The following is a 23,770-nucleotide window of genomic DNA, read 5'->3' on the forward strand; positions in this document are numbered from 1 at the left end:
GTCCCTGTCTCCCTACTCGGCCGCCTGGCCTGTTTGTGATTTCGCCGCGCTCGCCGCAATCGGCACCGCTTTCCAGAAATAGCGCCGGAAACCGCGCTTGTCGTCGAATTCCTTAATCCGGAACACGAGCTTCACTTCCATGCCGGAATCGACCGTCCCGGTCTCGACATCGGTGAAATCCATCATGATCCGGCCGCCCTCGTCGAACACCACCATGCCGTAGTGATTGGGCGGGTTCATGCTGAAGGACAGGAAGTCGGCCGACCAGGACAGGATCTTCGCCTTCCGATCGGCAAACTTGTATGGCTCCTGCGTATCGACCGTATGGTTGTTCGGATTGACCGAAATACGCGAGCGCGGGAACTGGACGACGCCGGTTTCCTTGCAGCGACCGCCGACAAGGCCCATCAGCATGTCCTCGTTGCGATAAAGCGTCGTCAGCGCCGTCTTCTTGTCCTGCTCGGCGCGCATGCCTTTTTCCCATTCAACGAGCCCGTTGAAGGTGAGGAACTTCATGTAGTTGGTTTCCTCGACGCGCGCGGCCAGTGAGCCGACGATGCCGCGCTTTCCCGCCTGGCTGGCGATCTTGTCGGTCACCTCGAAAACCAGCGCGTCGCAGCCACCGCCAAAATGCAGCACCAGAACCTTGTCACCGGGCTTCGCTTCCTTCTGGAGCGTATGCACCAGCATGACCAGCGCATGCGCGGCGCCGGTCTCGCCGCAATTCAGCGCCAGCGTGTCGCGCGCAACCTCGGGTGCGATACCCGAGCGCTTGGCAAGCTGTTGTGCGAACTTGTCTCCGAAGATGCACGGAAGAACAAAATGCTTTATATCTCCGGCGCTTACGCCTGACTTCTCAAGTGCCGCCTTGACGGCCCGCGGAACGATTTTCGCGAAGCCCTCATCGCGGATCCAGCGTTCTTCCCAGTTGTAGTCGAACTCCTCGGTATCGCCCTTGAAGTGGTCGACGAAATCGATGGTGAGGCTTGCGCCGCCGAGATAAGTGGCGATCACGTTTTCCGCGCCGACCATCACGGCGGCGGCGCCATCGCCGAAATCGAGTTCCTGCGAGGTGACCGCCTTGGTCTTGCGGCGGTCCGCTGCCAGCACGACGGCGTTTCGCGCCTCGCCACCTTTCACGGCGGCCAGCGCCTGCATCAATGCCGACGTGTCGGCACGCTGCGTCGAGGCAACGTCCACCGCGCGCACATTTTCATCGAGCGTCAGTGCCGCGGCGATGATGCCGCTGTTGAGACGATCCTTGAACGGCATCGAAGTGGATCCGAAATAGAGCGCATCGACATGGCTCCGGTCGTCGCCGGCACCGAGCAGGTCGCGCCCCGCTTCCACCGCCATCGTGATCGCATCTTCATCCCAGTTGGCCATGGAGCGCTCGCCCTTCCCCTTTCCGAGAAAGTTGGGAGCAATCCATGCATTGGCCTGGGCAACGGCCTTGCGCTGCAGCCGAAGGCGGGGGACATAGCCGCCAAAGCCTGTAATTCCGACCGCTTGCTGGGCCATTCGTCTCCCTTTCCGAAAACACGGTTGTTTATTGTTGTCGGGAGTTTATCGGCCAAATCGGTCCCGCGACAACCATCCCGATGGATGGTGCCCGGCCATCGCCGCGCCGCTACGTCAAGCGCCGGGTGGCAGGGCCCGAAAGGTCAGCCGTCAACGACCACACAGGCGATTTTCCGTGTTTCCAGTGCCTTGCAGGCGGCGCGTGCTTCGCCGATCCCCTCGAAGGCGCCGGCCCGGAGCCGGTAGAAGATCCCACGCTCGCCAAGGTCGGCCCGTTGCACGACATGCTCAAAGCTGCCGACAATGGCCGCCGCCGACGTTGAAATCCTGCCCCATTCGGCCGCTGCCGTTTCCTCGTCCCGGAAGGCGCCGAGCTGAATCCGGTATTGGGCCTTTGCCGCCGACGCCTGAATTGCCGCCTGTCCGGTCGGATGCGGGACCAGCGATGTCGGGCGCAGCGACGCTGTGGTCAGCCTGTCATTCGCTTTCTCCGCGTCCTGTGCGGGCCCCGGCACCACCGCGGCGATATCCGCCGGCTTTTCCACCGGCGTGGTGCGAACCGCCGTCGTCTCCCATCCGCCCGAACTTGCAATGCGGATTGCGGCGCCGCCCTCATGTCCGGACGAGGCGCTCTGGAACGGCGTCAGTGTCGCCGGCAGCACGCGCGGTTCCGTCGCCCTTGCCGCCTGGACCTGGGTGGCCGGCTTCGCGGCATGCGCGGCCGGACGGGCCGTCAGCTCGGCAAGCTTTGCGCCGGCAAGCTCGAATTCGGGGTCGATCGCCAGAGCCTCCCGTAAATCGGCCTCGGCGCCGCCCGCATTTCCGGTTTGCTCATAGGCGAGCGCCCGGCCGAACAGCGGCAGCTTTCGTTCGGTGCCCGACATGAGCCGGATCGCCGTCGAATAATTGCCGATGGCCGCGTCATAGTCGTGCCGCCGCCGCTCGAGATTGGCGAGATTGTGATAGACCGCCGCATAATCGGACGCGAGCGCGATAGTCGCGCGGTAGTCGGCCTCTGCCTTTTCCGTATTGCCCGCCGCCGCCAGCGCAATACCGCGATTGTAGTGCGCGCGCGCCTGAACCGCGGCAGGCAGGGTGCCGGCTCCGATGGCGCGCGTATAGTCGGCAATCGCCGCGTCCTGCTGGCCGGTCTTCTGGAAAGCGATGGCGCGGTGGTAGTGAGCAAGCGCCCTGCCCGCGGCATCGAGGCCGCCGCTGTCCAAAGCATTCGAAAAATCGGTGGCCGCCTTTTCGAACCGGCCGTTCTCGATTGCCTCGGCTCCGGCGCCCATTAGCGCTGTCGCCTCCGCGGCACTGTCCTGGGCCGTCGCGCCGCCGGCGGCCAGAAGCATGCCCGCCGCCAGTGCGATGGCGCAGGCTCGACGCCACTCGATGTTTCTCAGGCTGGGCATACCGGATGCCGCATCCACCGGCCCTCCCCGACGCATTGCCGCTACAACTTGCGCGCAAATCTAGCACGCCTGTTTCAGGCGCCCGCTGGGAAGAAAAACAATCAACGAAATCAAAATCTTGCGGCGAATGCTTGAAGACCGCCTTTGACGTCGTGGCGCGAATCGCCCGCTACTCGACCGTCACCGACTTTGCGAGATTGCGCGGCTGGTCGACATCCGTGCCCTTGGATACAGCCGCGTGATAGGCCAGCAGCTGCACCGGAATGGCGTTGACGATGGGCGCAATCAGCGGATCGACGGTCGGGACTTCGATTGTCGCCCACATGTCGCTCCCCGCGCGCTCGATGCCGGCACGGTCGGCAATCAGCACCACCCGTGCCCCGCGCGCGCTGACCTCCTGCATGTTGGAGATGGTCTTCTCGAACAGGGCGTCGACCGGCGCGATGACGACAACCGGGACTTCTTCGTCGATCAGGGCGATGGGGCCATGCTTCAGTTCGCCGGCCGCATATCCCTCCGCATGGATGTAGGAGATTTCCTTGAGCTTCAGCGCGCCCTCAAGCGCGATCGGATAATTGTGGCCCCGGCCGAGATACAAAACGTCCCGCGCCTTGGCAAACTCGATACTCAACGCCTGAATGGCCTCGTCCTGAGCCAGAGCCTCGGCGATGTGCCGCGGCACTTCCATCAGCGTCCGCACGAGCCGCTCTTCGTCGGTCCGGTCGAGCGTGCCGCGCGCAATTCCCGCGCGGATCGCCAGCGCCGCGAGCGTCGTCAACTGGCAGGTGAAAGCCTTGGTCGAGGCAATGCCGATCTCAGGCCCTGCATAGGTCGGCAGTATGGCGTCCGAGGCCCGCGCAATCGACGACTCGACGACATTGACCACCGAAAGGATCTTTTGCCCCTGTGCGCGACAATAGTGAAGCGCCGCCAGCGTGTCGGCGGTTTCGCCCGATTGCGAAATGAAAATGGCAAGCCCCCCGTCCGGCATCGCCGCTTCGCGATAGCGGAACTCGGACGCGATATCGACCTCGACCGAAATTCGCGCATAGCGCTCGAACCAGTATTTGGCGACCATCGCCGCGTAATAAGCCGTCCCGCAAGCGACGATGGTAATGCGCGGGACTGAGGCAAGGTCGACCGGCAGCGCTGGCAAACGGATCGTGTCGTCGAGCGGATTCACATATTCGGACAGCGTATGGCCGACGACCTCCGGCTGCTCGAAAATCTCTTTCGCCATGAAGTGCCGGTGATTGCCCTTGTCGACAAGGGCGGCCGAAACGTCCGTGATCTTGATCGGGCGCTGAACCTTGTTGCCGGCTGCATCGAATATGCTTGCCCCGGCGCGCGTCAACTCGACCCTGTCGCCGTCTTCAAGGAAGCAGACCCGGCTTGTCATCGGCGCGAGCGCAAAGGCATCCGATCCGAGATACATGGCGCCCTCGCCATAGCCGACCGCAAGCGGCGGTCCCCGGCGCGCGCCGATAATTAGGTCTTCCTCGCCCTTGAACACGATTCCGAGTGCAAAGGCGCCCTCAAGCTCGTGCAGTGCCGTCGCCGCAGCCTCGCGCGGTGCTAGTCCTTTGTCGAGATAATGTGTCACGAGATGCGCAACGACTTCCGAGTCGGTCTCGGTTACGAAATTGGCGCCGCCGGCCGTCAGTCGCTCCCGAAGCTCGCGGAAGTTTTCGATGATGCCGTTATGGACGATAGCGACGCGGTCGGTGGCATGCGGATGTGCGTTGCGTTCCGTCGGTGCGCCGTGCGTTGCCCAGCGCGTGTGGCCGATGCCGATGACGCCGTCGAGCGGATTCTCGGAAAGCAGCCGGTCCAGATTGACGAGCTTTCCCTCGGCGCGGCGGCGGTCGATGGTGCCGCCATGCAGCGTCGCGATGCCGGCGCTGTCGTAACCGCGGTATTCAAGCCGCTTCAGCGCCTCGAGAATGATAGGTGCAACGGGTTCCGTTCCGACGATGCCGACAATTCCGCACATGACTATTCGCCCGATGAGATTTTTTTGGTGCCTTCATGCGCCGCGCGAAATGCCGCCGCCCAGCCACCTTTTTCGAATTGCCGTCCGCGCGCGACGGCCAGAGCGTCTGCCGTCACGTCTTTCGTGATGACGCTGCCTGAGCCGAGATAGGCGCCGTCGCCGATTTTGACCGGCGCAACAAGCGCCGTGTTGGAACCGACAAAGGCGCCCGCACCGATGTCGGTGAAGAACTTGTTATAGCCGTCATAATTGCAGGTGATGGTGCCCGCGCCGATATTGGCATAGGCGCCGACGCGTGCATCGCCGATATAGGAGAGGTGGCTGATCTTGGCGCCTTCCTCGACCTTTGCCTTCTTCGTCTCGACGAAGTTGCCGACTTTTGCCTTGCGGCCGATTTCACTGCCCGGACGAATGCGGGCGAACGGGCCGATCTCGGCGCCCTCGGCAATCGTCGCACCTTCGATGTGGGAAAACGCCTTGATCGTTGCCCCGTCGGCGACTGACACGCCCGGCCCGAATACGACGTTCTGCCCGACCGTTACGTCGCGACCGAGAACCGTGTCGAAACTCAGATAGACCGTTTCCGGATCGAGCATCGTCGTGCCGTCATCCATCGCCGCCTTGCGCAGCCGGCGTTGCAGGGCGGCTTCGACAATGGCCAGTTCGGCGCGGCTGTTGACGCCTTGAAGATCTTCTTCGGCCGCGCGGGTCACCGCGCATTGGAGGCCCTCGGCGCGCGCAAGTCCGACGACATCGGGCAGATAGTATTCGCCGCTCGCATTGTCGTTGGTGACTTTCGCGAGAAGCCGGAACAGATGTTCCCGCCGCACCGCCATCGCACCGCCGTTGCAAAGCGTGATCGCAAATTCTTCGGGGGTCGCATCTTTCGCTTCGACGATCCGCGTCAGCATTCCCTTGGCGTCGAGAACCAGGCGGCCATAGGGCGCCGGATTTCCAGCTTCGAAACCGAGAACGACGACGGGCGTATCGGTCGTGCATGCGTCGATCATGCCGGAGAGCGTCTCGCTTCGTACCAGCGGCGTATCTCCGAAGACAACAAGCGCGACACCTTCTGCATCGCTTGCAGCCGCTTCCGCGGCGCGTACGGCATCACCCGTGCCGCGCGGGCTCGGCTGCACGACGGTCGAAACGCCGGGCAGCAGCGACCGTGCATAAGAAGCGACTTCTTCCATGGCTGGGGCAAGCACCAGCACCGGGCGCGCGTCGCCGGCACGCTCGACAGCCGCCAGCACGTGGCCGAGCATCGGCCGCCCGGCGATCGGATGCAGCACTTTCGGCAAGCGCGACTTCATGCGCGTGCCTTTGCCTGCGGCAAGAATGATGGTGCTGACGCTGCCTCTCGTCATGATTGCCGGCTATCTCCGTTTTGGGCTCGGCCGAAACTGGCACATCGCCTGAATTTCCGGGAAATAAATTTATATTTCACTATGTTGCCCCATCCGCTCCGCCCCGGGGACAAGTCCGTTGTCAGCGCCTGTTCCGTTCGGCTAGCCGTCGCTCCCACGCCAGCGCATGGCCGACGATCGTGTCGAGATTGTCATGGACCGGATTCCAGCCGAGCGTCTGCTTGATTTTGGCCGGGTCGGCGACGATCGACGCCGGATCGCCCGCGCGGCGCGGTGCGCGGCGAACCTCGAAATCATGTCCGGCCGACCGCTCCACCGCGCGCAGAACTTCATGCACCGAGAAGCCATGCCCATAGCCGCAATTGGCAACCAGATTTTCACCGCCGCTGCGCAAATGGATAAGTGCAGCCGTGTGCGCGGCGGCGAGATCGCTGACGTGAATGTAGTCGCGGACGCAGGTTCCGTCCGCCGTCGGATAATCCTCGCCGAAAACCTCGATATAGGGACGCTGGCCGAGCGCCGTCTGACAGGCGACCTTGATGAGATGTGTTGCGTTGGCGGTCGATTGGCCCACTCGGCCCTCAGGGTCGGCGCCCGCCACGTTGAAGTAACGGAGCGCCGCATAGGTCATCTCATGGGCGTCCGCCACGTCGCGCAGCATCCATTCCGTCATCAGCTTGGAGCGGCCATAGGGCGACATCGGCGCCAGCGGATCGTCCTCACCGACCGGCGAACGCTCCGGCATGCCATAGACCGCGGCCGTCGACGAAAAAATGAAATGCCTGACGCCGCCTTTGACGCATCGCTCGATCAGCGTACGGGATCTGGCCGTGTTGTTGAGATAGTACTTCAGCGGATCGGTCACCGATTCCGGAACGATGATCGAGCCCGCGAAATGTATGACGGCTTCGACGTTCCGCTCCGCGATGATCCGGTCGACCAGCGCTTCGTCGGCAATGTCGCCGACATAAAGCGCCTCCGGCGCCTGCACGGCCCAGTCGAACCCGGTCGACAGGTTGTCGATCACGACAACGTCTTCACCGGCTTTCATCAAATCGATGACGGCGTGACTGCCGATATATCCGGCGCCACCGGTCACAAGAATGCTCATTCGGGGCCTGCTCGAATCTGGAAACCCGCAGAGCCCCTTATACCTTGAACTTCGTCTCCACATAGTTGACGAGCCGCTCGACGCATTCGTCGAGCTTAACTTCGGCCGTGTCGATGACGAGTTCGGGATTGTCCGGCTCCTCGTAGGGCGCCGAAATGCCTGTGAAATCCTTAATTTCACCGGCGCGGGCCTTTTTGTAGAGGCCTTTCGGGTCGCGCGCCTCGCAGGTCGCCACGTCGGCCTTGACGTGGATTTCATGAAAATTTCCACCCCCGGCCTCGCGCGCGCGGTCGCGGTCCGACCGGTAGGGCGAGATGAACGACGTAATCGCAATCATGCCGGCGCGGCCGAAAAGAGCCGCCACTTCTCCAACGCGCCGGATGTTTTCGGCGCGATCCTCAGGCGAAAAACTCAGATTGGCGTTGAGGCCGTGGCGAACGTTATCCCCGTCCAGCACGTAGACGTTATAACCCTTCTCGAAGAGCTTCTTTTCCAGCGCCACGGCAAGCGTCGACTTGCCGGCACCGGAAAGGCCGGTGAACCAGAGCACGCCGCCTTTGTGACCGTTGCGGAAGGTGCGGGCCGTCTCATCGATACCGTGCACGACGCGGGTGATATTGGTCGACCGGGCCGTGATGAGGTCGCGCTGGTCGGCATAGCCTTCCATCGAAATGATGCCGCCGCCGGCGATGTCGTATTTGTCGATCAGCACAAAGCGGCCGCTTTTGGGCGCCGAGATGAATTCGTCCAGCGCCAACATCCGCCGCGCACGCAGCACGATTTCGGCGACCTGGTTGCGTTCGACCTGATGCGACGACGTGTTCGACAGATCGCTGGTGTCGATGATGCTCTCGATCGACTGTACCGTGACCGGCGCTTCCAGCGTACCGAGCTTGATGCGGTAGCTCTTGCCCTTCACCATCGGCTCGTGACCGAGCCAGAAAATCCGCGCGCGGAACACATCGGTTTCGATGGGCGCATGCTCGGCGTGACTCACCAATTCGCCGCGTTCGACGAAAATCTGTTCATCGAGCGTAATACCGATGGACTCGCCGGCCGAGGCCTCCATCGGCGGCTTCTTGCCGGGAACGGTCGACCAGTACTCAATGCTCTGCACACGCGCCGATTTGTTCGACGGCGAAAAGAGAAGCGTGTCGCCGACCTTCAGGCTGCCTTCTTCGATGCGGCCGGCGATGATGCGTCGGTGATCGAACTTGTAGACATCCTGAACCGGAAAGCGCAGCGGCCGGTCGACGGGCGCCGCCGTCGGCATGAAGCTGTCAAGCGCCTTGACGATGGTCGGCCCTTTGTACCATGGCATTGCGTTCGTCTGGTTGACGATGTTGTCGCCTTGCCGCGCCGACACGGGAATGACGAATGTCGGCGTGACGCCGATCGAGGTCAGGTAGTCGCGATATTCCTGCTCGATCAGGTCGAACTGGTCCTTCTCGTAGTTGATAAGGTCCATCTTGTTGACAGCCACGGCGACCTGACGAATGCCGAGCAGATGCAGCAAATAACCGTGGCGGCGCGACTGTTCGCGCACGCCTTCGGCCGCGTCGATGATCAGCAGCGCTGCATCGGACTGCGCTGCTCCTGTGATCATGTTCTTCAGGAATTCCTTGTGCCCCGGCGCGTCGATAATGGTGTAGTCGCGGGCATCGGTCTTGAACCAGATCTGGCTGGTGTCGATTGTGATGCCCTGGTCGCGCTCAGCCTGCAGCGCGTCCATCAGAAACGCCCATTCGAAGGGAACGCCGCGGCGTTCGCACATGGCTTTTATGGATTCGTACTTGCCGTCGGGCAACGAACCGGTGTCGTGGAACATCCGCCCGACCAGCGTCGACTTGCCGTGATCGACATGGCCGACGATGACGATGCGCAGAAGATCGCGCGTGGAAGCGGGATTGGGGTTCACGGCGGCCAGTCTCACCTTGGCTTCTGATGCTTCGGACATGCTCGAACTTCCTTACAGATAGCCGTCGGCGCGAAGACGCTCGAATGCGTCTTCCGACTCGTGATCCATGGCGCGGCCCGACCGTTCCGAAATCTTTGTGGTCCGCAACTCCTCGATGATTTCCTCGATGGTCGACGCGGTGCTTGCGACCGGCGAAGTGATGTCCTTGTCGCCGAGCGAACGATAGCGCTTGCCGTCCTTGGCGAAATAAAGCGCGATCGTCGGGATCTGTTCACGCAGCGTGTAGAGCCAGATGTCGATCTCCGTCCAGTGCAGCAGCGGATGTATGCGGATATGCGTGCCCGGCGGGAAGTCGGTCTTGAACTGGTCCCAGAATTCCGGCGGCTGATCCTTGAAATCCCACTGGCCGGTCTGGCCGCGCGGACTGAAAACGCGTTCCTTTGCGCGCGTCGCCTCCTCGTCGCGGCGGATGCCGGCGAAGAGCGCGTTGAAGCCGTGCTTCTTGATCGCGAGCTTCAGGCCCTCGGTCTTGCGCGCCGCCGAACGCGCCGCCGGCGGCAGCGTTTCATCGGTCATCTCGAGCGGCGGGCACTCTTCGCGAATGAAATTGAGGCCCCACTCCGCCGCGTAACGATCGCGGAAATCGTACATTTCGGGGAACTTCTTGCCGGTGTCGACATGCATCACCGGAAACGGCACGTGACCGAAAAAAGCCTTGCGCGCCAGCCAGATCATCACGTTGGAGTCCTTGCCCAACGACCACAGCATCGCGATGTTCTCGATCCTGTTGAACGCTTCACGAAAGATGAAAATGCTCTGGCTTTCGAGCTGATCGAGGCGATCCATGACGGCCTTCCTGCGCAGGCTCCGCCCGCGGCACACGATAATACACAAGAAAACAGGGTTTATATTTCAAACCCCGCTTGTGCTTGTGATTTAGTGCGGTCGGCTGCGCATTGCAAGCGCCAAAAACGCCGCAGACAGCGCTATTTATGCCGTACGCGAGCGGACGCGGCGCTGCGGCACAAGGGCGTTGGAAGGACAACGCGCGGCCGGGACCGACTTGGCGGCCGTACGCTGTAGCGGCCGCGGGCGATCGACCGAAGGACTCATGCGGCCGTTTTTTGCGCCTTTTCCCTCGAGTTTTCGCATCAGGGCGTCGATGCGGGCGTTCATTTCGCGGGCGCTGCGCTCGCTCCGTTCAGCCTTGAGCGCCAGCAGGCTGCGCACATGAAGCGTTGTCAGGATCACCAGCAAAAGCAGCAGGCCGCCTATCGAAATCTGGCTCTCCACTGACAAATTTTCCAACATCTCGACATACGACATCGCATTCCCCATCGACTGAACCGGCGGCTGCAGCACGCCCCGTTTTGGCGCAAAGTCTATGCAGAATCCGGGCCTCTGCCTATGCCGCGGCAATTGGAGGGAATGTGCGCGCCGGTGTGCCGGAGGCTGCATATTTGGCGGGCAGCCTGCCTCATCCGGCATCACGGAGAAGCGTAACGGCTTGACGTCGCGGCATCTTTTATCGGCGGCGATGCTTGTGTATGAAGACCGCGGACGCAAGCGGAAGGACGCCGGACGCATGGACACGATCGACAGCCTGATTGAAGGATACCGAGCTTTCCGCAGCGGCGCTTACAAGCAGAATGAGGCGAAATATCAAGCACTTGCGGCGCGCCGCCAGCGCCCCAAGGCGATGATCATTGCCTGTTGCGACAGCCGCGCCGACCCCGCGATGATCTTTTCATCCGACCCCGGAGAGCTTTTCGTGGTCCGCAACGTCGCCAACCTGGTGCCGCCCTACCAGCCCGACAGCCACTATCACGGCACCAGCGCGGCGCTGGAATTTGGCGTCAAAGGCCTTGAAATCGCTGACATAATCGTGATGGGCCATGTGAGCTGCGGCGGCATCGAGGCGCTGTATGACGCCGGCTGCGGCCACCCGCCGGAAGGCGACTTCATTTCGAACTGGATGTCGCTGGCAACCAGCGTCGAAACCTCGGTGCGCGACCAGCATCCCGACCTCGACAAGCCGGCCCTCCTGCGCCTGATGGAACAACGCGCCGTCGTGCAATCCCTTGAAATGCTTCGGACTTTTCCCTTCGTCGCCGAGCGCGAAAAGGCCGGAACGCTGCGCCTCCACGGCTGGTTCTACGGCATCGGCAGCGGCAAATTGTCGATCTATGACGCCAAATCCGACAGCTTCACAGACGTCGCCGACAAGGCCTGAGCCCCTCTTTTTGCGCGACTGTCACAAATAGAAAACAGCCGCTTTGCGCCATTTTTCGGCACGGCACTTTCGCTGTCATCGAACTGTCAAAAATCTGTCATGACGCGTGCCGGCAACCGGCGCGGCCCGGCCGCTGATCCGGGGATAAAAAACTTGTCCCCGGTTTTCGACCGCCCCGGCACCTGCTCAGCAGACCGGCGGGACCGCCGCGCTGACATAGCGCTGATAGACCCACCCGGTCGTGCCGTCGCTCCGCCGGACCGCCCGCCAGGGGCCGTCCGCATCCGCGTCCATCACGGCGAGCGCCTCGCAGGCCGCAAGGACGCCGCGCACGGCCGCCTCATTGGCGGGTGCGGCGCGCAGATGGACATCGCGGGTGGCGAAGAGTTGCGGCGCGGCCGAGGGGACCGCCTCGCCGGGCACCCTAGTGTCCGCCGACAGACTGGCCAGCAGCCCGGCCATCTCCGCCGAGACCGGCGCCGATCCGTGTACGGAACTTTGAGGCGCGGCGGCGGGCGTTTCCGCGGCCGGGGTCGTGACGTCCGGAACCGGGCGCACGACGGGCGTTGCCGCAACAGGCGCTTCCGCGACGGACGCCCATTGAGGCGGCGGCGCGCTGAAATCGAACAACAACGCCGCGATCAGCAGCATGCCGAGAGCAGCACCGGCCGCGCCCCACACGATCTGCCGGAGCGGAACTTCACGCCATGACGGGTCCGGCGACGAATAATCGGCGCTCTCAATGTCCCGGTGAACTTCCTCGCCAAGCTGCGCCAGCGGCGCGGCGACATCGACATCGAGCAGGCGCGCATAGCTGCGCGTGAAACCGAGCGTCTGCGGCAGCGCCGGCAGACGGTCGAATTCGCCGGCCTCGATCGCCTGGAGATAGACCGGCTTGACCTTGATCCGGGACGCAATATCGCCCAGCGACAGGCCGGCCGCCTGCCGCGCTTCACGCAGCGCCTGCCCGATTTCGTCTCTGTGGCTCTTCATCCGGCTTCTCGTTTCCGATGTTCCGGGTCGAGGCTAGCGAGCCAAAGTTACCAAAATTGTACGATTTTGTACCGTTTTGGCGGGGCCCGCCGCTCAATCGCGCGCCGCGCGCAGCACCCCGATCAGGAATGCGACCATACCGGCGAGAAGCAGCATTTCGGAGCCGCCGAACATCGGCCCGTAGATTTCTTCTTCCGCATGGCCGCCATATTTGAGGAAGATCGCCGTCACCATGATCAGGGCGCCGGCCTGGTAGGCGAAGAAATGGATCCTGGCGAGGAGGCTCTCCTGCATGGCCGGCCAGGCGCGGTAGACCAGCGCGAAGAGCGTCATGCTGACGAAGCCGAGCAAGTTGATGTGGGTGTGCGTGGTGCGGTGCGCGAAGTCCTGGTTCATGCCCATATAGGATCCGAGCCCCATGCCGATCAGGATGTAGATTGCCGCTATGACGAGAAACAAACGGTCGATTTTCATGGTTCCCCCCATTTTTATGACCGGCTCCGAAACGATGGCGCGGACAGGCCCGCCGCACCGGAGACGGAAACGGATTCGACGGTTCCGATGTTCCATTCAAGACGCAATCACTGCAAGCCGTTTGCGGGACAACGGCCCGGCATAGTAGCGTCGGCTCAGGCCGGAACCGGAGCTACCCATGAAAAAGTCGATCGCATTGCTGCTCGCCGTCTGTGTGCTGACTTTTCAGGGGAGCATGTTGGCGCCGCCGCCGGCTGCGGCCGAAACAGTAACGCCGCCTACATCGCGGCCGCTGGCGACGCCGTCGGACCGGCGGGACATTTCGCGCATTCCGGGTGCTTCGGCAGGCGACCAGCAGAAGGTCAAGGTGAGCACATATGGTGCTGCCCGCTTGACACAAGATTGCCGTCGAGTCGCCGATGCGCGTGTGTTGGTCTGCACGCCAGAGGCAGATTGCCCAATACGTTCGATGGAACGAGTCAGGCTCGATGGCGTAATGCAGGATTGTCCGGTCACCTGTTCGGGTGAACCTTTCGACACGGGCGCCGGCCTGGCCTGCGATTGCGAGTTCGAAACAAGCGACTGCGTACCGTCGCGATAGAGACGAGATCTGCGCTGCGGCGTTCGGCCACCCCGCGCGGCTTTGACATTTCCGGCGTAATGGCTAGCTTGAGATCATTATGCGCAAAGCCGACGCACCTCTGTTTCTGACACCGGGTACGCTGCTCGCGGGACATTAGCCCCGGGCCGGCGCCTTCGCGCCTTCGCGCAAGGCCAGACCCGGGGACCGACTTCATCACCAGCTTTCCATTCAATCGGCATGACGGGCCATGAGCCCGGTCGTGCGATGAGGTTTTGTCATGTCCATCGTCAATGGCGGCGGCAGCCGCGCGCAATTGAATATCGTTCCGAACCCGCAAACGGCATCGCGGCCCGTGCTCACCTCATCGGACTATGCGCGGCTCGAAGCCGCGACGTTCGAGGACCTCGATCTCACAAGCCCGATGCGAACCCGCGTCCGCGCGAAACTCGTGGAGGCAAAGGTGATGCCGGGCGCGGCCGTCGCCGAAACCGTGGCGACGTTCGGGAGCATTATCCGCTATCGCATCGAAGGCCGGATGCCCGAACGGCGGATGCTGCAATTGCAGCGCGGCCCCGCGCCGAACGGCCAGTATCTGAGCGTGCTGACGCCTATCGGCCTGGCGTTGCTCGGCCAGTCCGCCGGCGACATTGTCGAGGCCGTGCTCTTCGACGGCGCGCGGCTGACGCTCGAACTCATCGCCATCGACTTCCAGCCGGAAGCCGATATACGCCGCCGCATGGCGCGCACAGTGCGGGACAGTGATGGGCCGGACAACAACGGACCGGAGGCCGCCTGACATGACGCTGCATGCAGATGCCATCAACACGTCGCTGCCGCCGATCGTCGTGGCGGCGGAGCAATATGACCGTCTGTCGGCCGTGGCCGGCGGGCTTGAAGAGGTGTTGCCGGAGGTCGCGCATTTCCTCGATCAGGAACTGGCGCGCGCCGAGGTGATGCCGCTGGCGCAATTGCCGGACGATGTCGTCACCGTCAATTCGACGGTCGACTTCATCTTCGGCATGAAAGGCCGCATCGAACGGCTGAAGCTCGTCTATCCGACGGCGCGCTCGTCCGACGACGGCGTGGTCTCGATCGCCTCGCCCGTCGGCGTGGCGCTGCTAGGGATGCGCGAGGGCCAGACCATTTCCTGGAGCACGCGCTACGGCGATCTGCGCTGGCTCAAGGTGGTGAAGGTGGTCGAGCGCGGGTGATTGAGGAAGCAATCCACCCTCCCCTCTGTGGGAGGGTGGGAAATCACCATGCTACGCCCTCGCCTCTCACCCGCTGCGGTAAGGCTCGGGCGAAGCTTCGGCGTGTTGCGGAAGGTCGTCGGCGAGCGCGAGCCACGGCACCCGCGACGAAATCCAGATGTGCATTTCCGGATGGAGGGCGGCCGGATTGTCGAGTGCCGCCAGAGGAAATCCGAGACGGTCGCCATCGAGCGGTTCGAGTGTCAGGCGCGAGCCGCATTGCGGACAGAAATGACGCCAGAGCCTTTCCGACGAACGCCAGCGCGCCGTCTCGCCCGTGACCGTGACGGCGGCTTTCGGAAAGGAGGCGACGGCAAGGAACGGCGCCCCCATCGCCTGCTGGCAGATGCGGCAATGACAGACGCGAACGCCGAGCGGCGCGGCCTCGACGCGGAAGCGCACCGCGCCGCAAGCGCAGCCGCCTTCGTAAGGTGGCGGGAGGTTGGAGGGGTGCGGGGGCATGGGATGACCCTATATATCGAGGATGCTGTCTTACTGCGATGCAGGAACAGTACGCCCCACATAAACAGCCGCGTAGTCAGGAAGAATTGGAACTTCTGTTGCGGTGCCAATTCGACTTTGCGTAATCAGCAATCGTCCTCGCTCGCGGTCGAGTTGGCAGGTATTCACCGTCTCCAAGCCTTGACCGTTTTCTGACCAACCGATGAGCGTGGATGCACCAAATTGAGTAAGCGGCAAATCGTTTCCGGTGACGCGACCTACGTCGCCGGAAAAACAGATCAGCATACCGTCCGCGAAACTATCTTCGATGAAGTTATAGCCGCCGGTTGACATCGTGCTGCGACCTTCAAATTCGCCTGCCACCCAACAATCCGAAGCATTCGCTACAACGGGAAGAAGAGCGCATATAGCGACTATTGAAAACAGACGCATGAAACCTCCCGTCTAAAAATTCTAAACTCGCTCGTGAAAAATTGTATGCCGCAATAGACACGACCGTCCATGGACCCCGGCTTTCGCCGGGGTGACAGCTTTGTTTTTTGTTTGCTTGGGGATCGTCCGTTCGGGCCGGGAGAACCGAAAACAAAAAAAGTGGTGAGCCCTGATGGGATCGAACCATCGACCTACTGATTAAAAGTCAGCCGCTCTACCGCTGAGCTAAGGGCCCGCCGGAGGGCGGAATCTCGCGCCGCCTCTCAAAGGTGGGCGGAACTTAAGGGGCGCGCCGGGCGGGGTCAACCGTGGGGATGGATTGCGGGTAAGGCATTTCGAGGATTGGGGTTTTGGGGGATTGAAAGGGCACGAGTTTCAGTGCGGATGTTCCAATTTCAGTGTCACCCCGGCGAAAGCCGGGGCCCATTGGTTCCCTCAGCAAGGGCGATTGCGCATGGCGTCAGCGCCAACACCCGATATCCAAAGCTGTAGCAAGAAGCACTGCGAGTGGGCCCCGGCTTTCGCCGGGGTGACACTTGTGTTTGTGGAGACGCTTGGGGCAACCCCCTCACACCGGCTCGATATCCCCCGCCGCCTGCGCGGCCTTGAAGTCCTTCACGAACGCCTCGAAGCGCGCTTCGGCGATGGCGGCGCGCATGCCGGCCATCAGGCTCTGGTAGTAGTGAAGGTTGATCCAGCTCACCAGCATGGAGCCGAGCATCTCGCCGGATTTGACCAGGTGGTGGAGATAGGCGCGGCTGTAGTCGCGCGCGGCGGGACACGGGCTATCGGCGTCGAGCGGGCGCGGGTCGGCCGCGTGGCGGGCATTCTTGAGGTTGACCTTGCCGCGGGCCGTGAAGGCAAGCCCGTGGCGGCCGTTGCGGGTCGGCATCACGCAGTCGAACATGTCGATGCCGCGGGCGACCGCTTCCACGAGGTCATCCGGCGTGCCGACGCCCATCAGGTAACGCGGCTTGTCCGCGGGGAGCGCGGGCGCGGTGAAATCCAGCACGCGCAGCATTTCGGCCTGGCCCTCGCCGACCGCGAGGCCGCCGACCGCATAGCCGTCGAAGCCGATCGCGCGAAGCCCCGCGGCCGAGCGCATGCGCAGGGGCTCATAGATGCTGCCCTGCACGATGCCGAAGAGGGCCATGCCGGGCGTGCGATGCGGCTGAGCATCGAAAGCGGCTTTCGAGCGCGCGGCCCAGCGCAGAGAAAGTTCCATCGATTTTTCGGCTTCCGTCTCCGTCGCCGGAAAGGGCGTGCATTCGTCGAGCTGCATCTGGATGTCGGAACCGAGCAGGCACTGGATTTCGATGCTGCGCTCGGGCGAGAGCATGTGGCGCGAACCGTCGAGATGCGACTGGAAGGCGACGCCCTCTTCCGACATCTTGCGGAGCTTCGACAGCGACATCACCTGGAAGCCGCCCGAGTCCGTCAGGATCGGATGCGGCCAGTTCATGAATTTATGCAGGCCGCCCAGCGCCGCCACTTCCTCGGCGCCGGGGCGCAGCATCAGGTGATAGGTGTTGCCGAGCACGATGTCGGCGCCGGTGCCGCGCACCTGTTCGGGATACATCGCTTTCACGGTCGCCGCCGTGCCGACCGGCATGAAGGCCGGGGTGCGGATGTCCCCGCGCGGCGTGTTGATGATGCCGGTGCGGGCGAGGCCGTCGGTGGCGGCGAGATTGAAGCGGAAGGCGCTCATGGCGCTGCCTTGTGGATCAAGCAGGCATCGCCATAGGAATAGAAGCGATACTTCGCGGCGACCGCATGCGCATAGGCGCGCTTCATCTCATCCGTCGAGCGCAGCGCCGAGACCAGCATGAAAAGCGTCGATTTGGGCAAATGGAAATTGGTCATCAGCAGGTCCACGGCGCGGAAGCGGTAGCCCGGCGTTATAAAGATGTCGGTCTCGCCGCGAAAGGGATGGATGCGGCCTGTTTCGTCCGCCGCGCTTTCGAGGAGGCGCAGCGAGGTCGTGCCGACGGCGACGATGCGGCGGCCCGCCGCGCGGGCGGCATTGATGGCGTCCGCCTCTTCGGGCGCGATCTCGCCCCATTCGGCGTGCATCTTGTGGGACGCGGTGTCTTCCGCCGTGACGGGCAGGAACGTGCCGGCGCCGACATGCAGCGTCAGGCGAACGGTGCGGACGCCGCGCGCATTGAGCGCGGCCATCAATGCGGGCGTGAAATGCAGGCCGGCCGTCGGCGCGGCGACGGCGCCGGGCTCGGCGGCATGGAGCGTCTGATAGTCGGCGAGGTCGGCTTCGTCGGGCTTGCGCTTGCGGGCGATGTAGGGCGGCAGCGGCATTTCGCCGGCAATGGCAATCGCCGCATCGAGCGCCGGGCCGGAGGCCGAAAAGCGCAACCCCGCCTCGCCGCCCTCGCCCTTGTCCTCGACCGTGGCGGAAAGCCCGCCCGCGAATGCGATCGTCTCGCCGACGGCGAGCTTCTTGGCGGGGCGCAGAAAGGCGCGCCATGTCGAGGCGCCGACGCGCCGGTGCAGCATGACCTCGATGCGGGCTTCCGCCGGCCCGCGCGCCCGTGTGCCGAAGAGGCGGGCCGGGATGACCTTCGTGTCGTTGAAGACGAGGATGTCGCCTTCGCCCAGATGCGCCGGCAGGGCGCGCACGGTCTCATCGGCAAGCGCGTTGGCCTCAGGCCCGATCACCAGCATCCGCGCCGCGTCGCGCGGACGGGCCGGCCGGAGCGCGATCAGCGCCTCCGGCAGCTCGAAATCGAAATCGGCAACGCGCATGGGAGGTGGCGGGAGCGCGCGCTCCTACGCCGCATCCGCCGCGACGCGCATCGAGACGATGCGGTCGGGATCGCGGACCGGCTCGCCGCGCTTGATCTTGTCGACGGCGTCCATGCCGGACACGACCTGGCCCCAGACGGTGTATTGCCCATCGAGGAATGCGGTGTCGCCGAAGCAGATGAAGAACTGGCAATCGGCGCTGTTGGGGTCCTGCGTGCGGGCCATCGAACAGGTGCCGCGCACATGCGGCTCCTTCGAAAACTCGGCCGGGATTTTCTTGCCCGAGCCGCCCGAGCCGGTGCCGGTCGGGTCGCCGCCCTGCGCCATGAAACCGTCGATGACGCGGTGAAAGGCGACGCCGTCGTAGAAATTCTCGCGCGCCAGTTCCTTGATGCGCGCCACATGCTTCGGCGCAAGGTCGGGACGCAATTCGATCACGACCTTCCCGTGCGGGATTTCCATGATCAGCGTGTTTTCGGGGTCTTTGATATCGGTCATTATGGCCTCAATTTTCCTGAACGTCGGCGGCGACCTGCATCTTCACGATCGTGTCGGGATCGGAAGGCGGCTCGCCGCGCTTGATGTTGTCGACAAATTCCATGCCCTCGACGACACGGCCGAACAGCGTGTACTGCCCGTCGAGAAAGGAGGCGTCGTCGAAGCAGATGAAGAACTGGCTGTTGGCGCTGTTGGGGCTCTGCGAGCGCGCCATGCCGAGCGCGCCGCGCGTGAAGCTTTCGTTGCGCGTGAATTCGGCCCTGAGATCGTCGAGAAAGGAGCCGCCCATGCCGGTGCCGGTCGGATCGCCGGTCTGGGCCATGAAGCCTTCGATGACGCGGTGGAAGACGATGCCGTCGTAAAAGCCCTCGCGCGCCAGAGTCTTGATGCGCTCGGCATGGCGCGGCGCGATCTCCGGCAGAAGCTCGATGACGACGCGGCCATCTTTGAGATCGAGGTAGATCGTGTTTTCCGGGTCGAGCGCGAGGGCCTTTCCCGAAAGCCCGGCAAGGGCGAAAAGCGCGATCAGCGCGGTCGTCAGCTTACGCATGTCGGAACTCCGTTTTTGCGGTCACTTCTTTTCGGCGATGCGGGCGAGAACCTTGCCGGCAACGCTTTTCGGTACGAAGGGCAGAATGTCGCCGCCCATCGAGGCGATCTGGCGCACCAGCGTCGAGGAGATGAACTGCGTCTCCGGCGAGGCGGCGAGAAAGACCGTCTCGACCTTGGGGTTCATCACGCGGTTCATTCCGACCATCTGCGTCTCGTACTCGAAATCGACGGCGCCGCGCAATCCGCGAATGATGACATTGGCGCCTGCATCGTCTGCGGCGTTGACGACAAGGCCTGAAAACGAGGTTGTGCTGACCTTGGCGCCCGCGGCTTTGGCCAGCGGCGCGGCTTCGGCCTCGATCAGCGCAAAACGCTCTTCCAGTGTCAGCAGCGGCGTCTTGGTGGCGTTGACGCCGATCGCAACCACCAGATGATCGACCAGCGTCAGCGCCCGGCGGATCACGTCGAGATGCCCGTTGGTCATCGGATCGAATGTGCCGGGGTAAAGCCCGATGCGCGCCATGTGGTCCTACTCCTGCTCGTCGCCGGAACCGTTTTCGGCGCTCTCCTCGACCCGCTCGACCGACACCACGCGCTCGTCGGGCGCGGTACGGAAAACGGTCACGCCCTGCGTGCCGCGCGCCTGGATGGAGATGTCGTGGACCGGGCAGCGGATCAGCTGGCCGGCGTCGGTGACCAGCATGATCTGATCGTCGTCCTCGACCGGGAACGAGGCGACCAGACGGCCGTTGCGCGGGCCGATATCCATGGCAATGACGCCCTTGCCGCCGCGGCCCTTGGCCGGATAGCGATAGGAGGACGACCGGCGGCCGAAACCTTTTTCGGTGACGGCGATCACGAACTGCTCCTTGGCGCCGAGCTCGGCATAGCGTTCCGGCGTCAGCGTCATTTCCTCGGCCGGCGCATCGTCGGCATCCTCGTCGTCGGTTTTCGACGGGCCTTCCTCGGCCTCCGCTTCCCCGAGCGTAGCGCGGCGCATGGCGGCGGCCTGTTTCAGATAGGCCTCACGTTCGGCCGAAGTGACGTCGACATGACGCAGGATCGTCATGCCGATCACTTCATCGTCCTTGTCGAGCTTGATGCCGCGCACGCCTGTGGAGGTGCGGCCGGCGAAGACGCGCACATCCGGCACCGCAAAGCGCGCCGAGCGTCCGCCCGCCGCCGTCAGCAGCACGTCGTCATTCTCGGTGCAGCTCTGCACGCCGACAATGCTGTCGCCTTCATCATCCAGTTTCATCGCGATCTTGCCGCTACGATTGATCTGGATGAAGTCGGACAGCTTGTTGCGCCGGATGCCGCCGCTCTTGGTGGCGAACATCACGAACAGCTCGTCCCACTTACCCTCATCTTCGGGCAGCGGCATGATGGTGGTGATGGTTTCGCCCTGCTCCAGCGGCAGAATGTTGATCATCGCCTTGCCGCGCGCCTGCGGCGTCGATTGCGGCAGACGCCAGACCTTGAGCTTGTAGACCATGCCGGTTGAGGAGAAGAAGAGCACCGGCGTATGCGTGTTGGCGACGAAGAGGCGGGTGACGAAATCCTCGTCGCGCGTCGACATACCGGAGCGGCCCTTGCCGCCGCGGCGCTGCGCGCGATAGGTCGAGAGCGGCACACGCTTGATGTAGCCGTGATGGCTGACCGTGATGACCATGTCCTCGCGCTGGATCAGGTCTTCGTCCTCGAAATCGGACTCGGATTCGACGATCTCGGTGCGGCGCGGCGTCGCGAACTCCGATTTCACCGCCAGCAGCTCCTCGCGCATGATGCCGAGCACGCGCTCGCGCGAACGCAGGATGTCGAGATAGTCCGAAATCTTTTCGCCGAGACCCTTGAGCTCGTCGCCGATTTCGTCGCGGCCGAGCGCGGTCAGGCGTTGCAGGCGCAGGTCGAGAATGGCTTTCGCCTGTTCCTCCGACATGCGCGTGGTGCCTTCTTCCGTCAGCCGGTGACGCGGATCGTCGATCAGCGCGATCAGCGGCGCGATGTCGGCGGCCGGCCAGTCGCGCGCCATCAGGCGTTCGCGCGCGGTTGCCGGATCGGGCGCGGTGCGGATCAACTGGATCACTTCGTCGATATTGGCGACCGCGATGGCGAGGCCGACCAGCACATGGGCGCGGTCGCGCGCCTTGTTGAGCTCGAACTTGGTGCGCCGCGAAATCACTTCCTCGCGGAAGGCGATGAAGATGCCGAGGAACTGCTTGAGGTTCATCAGCTCCGGGCGGCCGTGATCGAGCGCCAGCATGTTGCAGCCGAAGCTCGATTGCAGCGGCGAGAAACGGTAAAGCTGGTTCAGCACGACATCGGGCATGGCGTCGCGCCTGAGCTCGACCACCACGCGCATGCCGTTGCGGTCGGATTCGTCGCGCAGGTCCGAAATGCCCTCGATGCGCTTTTCGCGCACAAGCTCGGCGATCTTCTCGACCATCGAGGCCTTGTTGACCTGATAAGGGATCTCGGTGATGACGATGGCATGGCGGTCCTTGCGGACCTCCTCGATCTCGGTGCGGCCGCGCACGACGACCGACCCGCGACCCAGATGATAGGCCGAGCGCGCACCCTGGCGGCCGAGCATGATGCCGCCGGTCGGGAAATCTGGCGCGGGGATATGTTCGATCAGCTCGTCGATGGTGATTTCGGGATTGTCGATCTGCGCGATGCAGGCGTCGATCACCTCGCCGAGATTGTGCGGCGGAATGTTGGTCGCCATGCCGACGGCAATGCCGCCCGCGCCGTTGACCAGAAGGTTCGGCACTTCGGACGGCAAGACGACAGGCTCCCTCTCCGAGCCGTCGTAATTGTCCTTGAAGTCGATCGTGTCCTTGTCGATGTCGCGCATCAGCGCATGGGCGGACTTCGCCATGCGCACTTCGGTGTAACGCATGGCGGCCGGCGGATCGCCGTCGACCGAACCGAAATTGCCCTGCCCGTCGAGCAACGGCAGGCGCATCGAGAAATCCTGCGCCATGCGCACCAGCGCGTCGTAGATCGACTGGTCGCCATGCGGGTGATATTTGCCGATGACGTCGCCGACGACGCGGGCCGACTTGCGATAGGGCTTGTTCCAGTCGTAGCCGTTTTCGTTCATCGAAAAGAGGATGCGGCGGTGAACGGGCTTGAGGCCGTCCCGCGCATCGGGCAACGCGCGGCTGACGATCACGCTCATCGCGTAATCGAGATAGGACGAGCGCATTTCTTCTTCGATGGAGATCGGGGAAACGTCGCGCTCGGGCGGCGGACCGTCGCCTGCGCCGCCCGTCGGGGGCTGCGATGCGCCGCCGCCGTTCAGGCCGTTTTCCATATCGGTATCGCCGCCCGGGGCCGGTTCGTTACCCGGAATGTCGCTGTCTTGGGTATCGGACAAGTGTTTTTCTGACGTTGCAGAGTGCCGCCGCGCGGGCCGAAAACGCGCGTCGCGGGAGCGCTCGAAAGGAACAAAAACGAGGGCCGGCGACATGCGCCGAATCCCTCTGACTGACTGCCGCAGAGACTATCAGTTTCGCCCTGTCACGGCAACTTCAAAGACGGTCAGGAGGGGGCTGTAAGCTATTGTTTTAGAAAGGAAAAAAGCGCCCGGCAAGCGGTGCCTCAATCTACCCTCGGGTCGTGTTCAGGAACGTTCCGCAGCCATCGAAAAATCCGCGCCGTTCAAGCCGGAAATCGAGACGTCCGACACAGCAGCCGGCGCGTCAGAACGGAATTTCGTCGTCGAGGTCCTGGGTGAAGTTGCCGCGTCCACCGCCCGAGCCGCCGCCGAAATCGTCGGAGCTGCTACCGCCGCCGTAATCGCCGCCGGAGGACGAGCCGCCGCCCTTGCCGTCGAGCATGGTCAGGACAGAGTTGAAGCCCTGCAACACCACTTCCGTCGAATATTTCTCGACGCCCGACTGGTCGGTCCATTTGCGCGTCTGCAGCGCACCTTCGATGTAGAGCTTGGCGCCCTTTTTGACATATTGCTCGATGACCTTGCAGAGCCCCTCGTTAAACACGACGATGCGGTGCCACTCGGTCTTTTCGCGGCGTTCGCCGGTGTTCTTGTCGCGCCAGCTTTCGGAGGTCGCGAGCCTGAGATTGGCGATCGGACGGCCGTCCTGTGTGCGGCGGATTTCAGGGTCCGCTCCCAGATTGCCGACCAGGATCACCTTGTTGACGCTGCCTGCCATTTTCCCGTCCTCGCGCTGAAACTGCCCTTG

23 protein-coding genes and 1 tRNA gene are annotated in these 23,770 nt (G+C 63.3%); 4 read left to right on the forward strand and 20 right to left on the reverse strand.

The window, feature by feature from the left end; translation table 11 throughout:
* Positions 1–12: 12 nt before the first annotated feature.
* From KF719_RS00710 to KF719_RS00745, 8 genes are all read right to left on the reverse strand, one after another.
* Positions 13–1,521 carry a 3-oxoacyl-[acyl-carrier-protein] synthase III C-terminal domain-containing protein gene (locus KF719_RS00710; protein WP_293506248.1) on the reverse strand — a complete coding sequence of 503 codons (1,509 nt, stop codon included), beginning with the start codon at positions 1,519–1,521 and terminating at the stop codon, positions 13–15.
* Between the two features lie 143 nt (positions 1,522–1,664).
* A complete protein-coding gene (locus KF719_RS00715) occupies positions 1,665–2,933 on the reverse strand; it encodes a tetratricopeptide repeat protein (protein WP_293506249.1) in 1,269 nt (422 codons plus the stop codon).
* A gap of 169 nt (positions 2,934–3,102) precedes the next feature.
* Complete coding sequence (glmS, locus tag KF719_RS00720) at positions 3,103–4,926, reverse strand: glutamine--fructose-6-phosphate transaminase (isomerizing) (RefSeq protein ID WP_293506250.1); 1,824 nt, start codon at positions 4,924–4,926, stop codon at positions 3,103–3,105.
* Between the two features lie 2 nt (positions 4,927–4,928).
* The gene (gene glmU, locus KF719_RS00725) at positions 4,929–6,293 is read right to left on the reverse strand and encodes a bifunctional UDP-N-acetylglucosamine diphosphorylase/glucosamine-1-phosphate N-acetyltransferase GlmU (protein WP_293506251.1); all 1,365 of its coding nucleotides are present in this window, start codon (positions 6,291–6,293) and stop codon (positions 4,929–4,931) included.
* 121 nt (positions 6,294–6,414) lie between these two features.
* Positions 6,415–7,404: a UDP-glucose 4-epimerase GalE gene (gene galE / locus KF719_RS00730; protein WP_293506252.1), complete on the reverse strand. Its 990-nt coding sequence runs from the start codon at positions 7,402–7,404 to the stop codon at positions 6,415–6,417.
* Between the two features lie 37 nt (positions 7,405–7,441).
* A complete protein-coding gene (gene cysC / locus KF719_RS00735; protein WP_293506253.1) occupies positions 7,442–9,361 on the reverse strand; it encodes an adenylyl-sulfate kinase in 1,920 nt (639 codons plus the stop codon).
* Positions 9,362–9,373: 12 nt separating this feature from the next.
* Entirely contained in the window at positions 9,374–10,168 is a 795-nt protein-coding gene (cysD, locus tag KF719_RS00740) for a sulfate adenylyltransferase subunit CysD (RefSeq protein WP_293506254.1), read from the reverse strand.
* A gap of 144 nt (positions 10,169–10,312) precedes the next feature.
* Positions 10,313–10,648 (reverse strand): hypothetical protein, encoded by a 336-nt coding sequence (locus tag KF719_RS00745; RefSeq protein WP_293506255.1) that lies wholly within the window; start codon positions 10,646–10,648, stop codon positions 10,313–10,315.
* Between the two features lie 259 nt (positions 10,649–10,907).
* Here KF719_RS00745 and KF719_RS00750 point away from each other — a divergent pair, with 259 nt between their 5' ends.
* Entirely contained in the window at positions 10,908–11,555 is a 648-nt protein-coding gene (locus KF719_RS00750; RefSeq protein WP_293506256.1) for a carbonic anhydrase, read from the forward strand.
* A gap of 186 nt (positions 11,556–11,741) precedes the next feature.
* On the opposite strand, the gene KF719_RS00755 is transcribed toward KF719_RS00750, so the two are convergent.
* Together KF719_RS00755 and KF719_RS00760 are read right to left on the reverse strand one after the other, a co-directional pair.
* Complete coding sequence (locus KF719_RS00755) at positions 11,742–12,548, reverse strand: helix-turn-helix domain-containing protein (protein WP_293506258.1); 807 nt, start codon at positions 12,546–12,548, stop codon at positions 11,742–11,744.
* Between the two features lie 93 nt (positions 12,549–12,641).
* A complete protein-coding gene (locus KF719_RS00760; protein WP_293506260.1) occupies positions 12,642–13,022 on the reverse strand; it encodes a hypothetical protein in 381 nt (126 codons plus the stop codon).
* A 178-nt stretch (positions 13,023–13,200) separates the two neighbouring features.
* Here KF719_RS00760 and KF719_RS00765 point away from each other — a divergent pair, with 178 nt between their 5' ends.
* The 3 genes from KF719_RS00765 to rnk all read left to right on the forward strand — a co-directional run bounded on the left by KF719_RS00765 (position 13,201) and on the right by rnk (position 14,816).
* Complete coding sequence (locus KF719_RS00765) at positions 13,201–13,623, forward strand: hypothetical protein (protein ID WP_293506262.1); 423 nt, start codon at positions 13,201–13,203, stop codon at positions 13,621–13,623.
* A 259-nt stretch (positions 13,624–13,882) separates the two neighbouring features.
* Positions 13,883–14,401 (forward strand): GreA/GreB family elongation factor, encoded by a 519-nt coding sequence (locus tag KF719_RS00770; RefSeq protein WP_293506264.1) that lies wholly within the window; start codon positions 13,883–13,885, stop codon positions 14,399–14,401.
* A gap of 1 nt (position 14,402) precedes the next feature.
* Positions 14,403–14,816 carry a nucleoside diphosphate kinase regulator gene (gene rnk / locus KF719_RS00775; protein ID WP_293506266.1) on the forward strand — a complete coding sequence of 138 codons (414 nt, stop codon included), beginning with the start codon at positions 14,403–14,405 and terminating at the stop codon, positions 14,814–14,816.
* Between the two features lie 66 nt (positions 14,817–14,882).
* Here the strand turns inward: rnk and KF719_RS00780 are convergent, their stop codons facing one another.
* The 10 genes from KF719_RS00780 to KF719_RS00825 form a co-directional block, all read right to left on the reverse strand.
* Positions 14,883–15,317, reverse strand: coding sequence for a GFA family protein (locus KF719_RS00780; RefSeq protein WP_293506268.1), 435 nt, complete (start codon positions 15,315–15,317; stop codon positions 14,883–14,885).
* A 30-nt stretch (positions 15,318–15,347) separates the two neighbouring features.
* Positions 15,348–15,749 carry a hypothetical protein gene (locus KF719_RS00785; RefSeq protein ID WP_293506270.1) on the reverse strand — a complete coding sequence of 134 codons (402 nt, stop codon included), beginning with the start codon at positions 15,747–15,749 and terminating at the stop codon, positions 15,348–15,350.
* A 160-nt stretch (positions 15,750–15,909) separates the two neighbouring features.
* Positions 15,910–15,984 (reverse strand) — tRNA-Lys (locus KF719_RS00790).
* A gap of 333 nt (positions 15,985–16,317) precedes the next feature.
* Entirely contained in the window at positions 16,318–17,457 is a 1,140-nt protein-coding gene (gene tgt, locus KF719_RS00795) for a tRNA guanosine(34) transglycosylase Tgt (RefSeq protein WP_293506272.1), read from the reverse strand.
* Positions 17,454–18,509 carry a tRNA preQ1(34) S-adenosylmethionine ribosyltransferase-isomerase QueA gene (gene queA / locus KF719_RS00800; RefSeq protein ID WP_293506274.1) on the reverse strand — a complete coding sequence of 352 codons (1,056 nt, stop codon included), beginning with the start codon at positions 18,507–18,509 and terminating at the stop codon, positions 17,454–17,456. The genes tgt and queA overlap by 4 nt, the downstream gene beginning before the upstream one ends.
* Positions 18,510–18,533: 24 nt before the next feature.
* Positions 18,534–19,007 (reverse strand): peptidylprolyl isomerase, encoded by a 474-nt coding sequence (locus KF719_RS00805; RefSeq protein WP_293506275.1) that lies wholly within the window; start codon positions 19,005–19,007, stop codon positions 18,534–18,536.
* Between the two features lie 7 nt (positions 19,008–19,014).
* Positions 19,015–19,557 carry a peptidylprolyl isomerase gene (locus tag KF719_RS00810; RefSeq protein ID WP_293506277.1) on the reverse strand — a complete coding sequence of 181 codons (543 nt, stop codon included), beginning with the start codon at positions 19,555–19,557 and terminating at the stop codon, positions 19,015–19,017.
* Between the two features lie 21 nt (positions 19,558–19,578).
* Complete coding sequence (gene coaD, locus KF719_RS00815) at positions 19,579–20,082, reverse strand: pantetheine-phosphate adenylyltransferase (protein WP_293506279.1); 504 nt, start codon at positions 20,080–20,082, stop codon at positions 19,579–19,581.
* Between the two features lie 6 nt (positions 20,083–20,088).
* Entirely contained in the window at positions 20,089–22,878 is a 2,790-nt protein-coding gene (gene gyrA, locus KF719_RS00820) for a DNA gyrase subunit A (protein WP_293510538.1), read from the reverse strand.
* Positions 22,879–23,266: 388 nt separating this feature from the next.
* Complete coding sequence (locus tag KF719_RS00825) at positions 23,267–23,740, reverse strand: single-stranded DNA-binding protein (RefSeq protein ID WP_293506281.1); 474 nt, start codon at positions 23,738–23,740, stop codon at positions 23,267–23,269.
* Positions 23,741–23,770: the final 30 nt, after the last annotated feature.

The organism is Parvibaculum sp. (assembly GCF_019635935.1).
Classification (GTDB): domain Bacteria; phylum Pseudomonadota; class Alphaproteobacteria; order Parvibaculales; family Parvibaculaceae; genus Parvibaculum.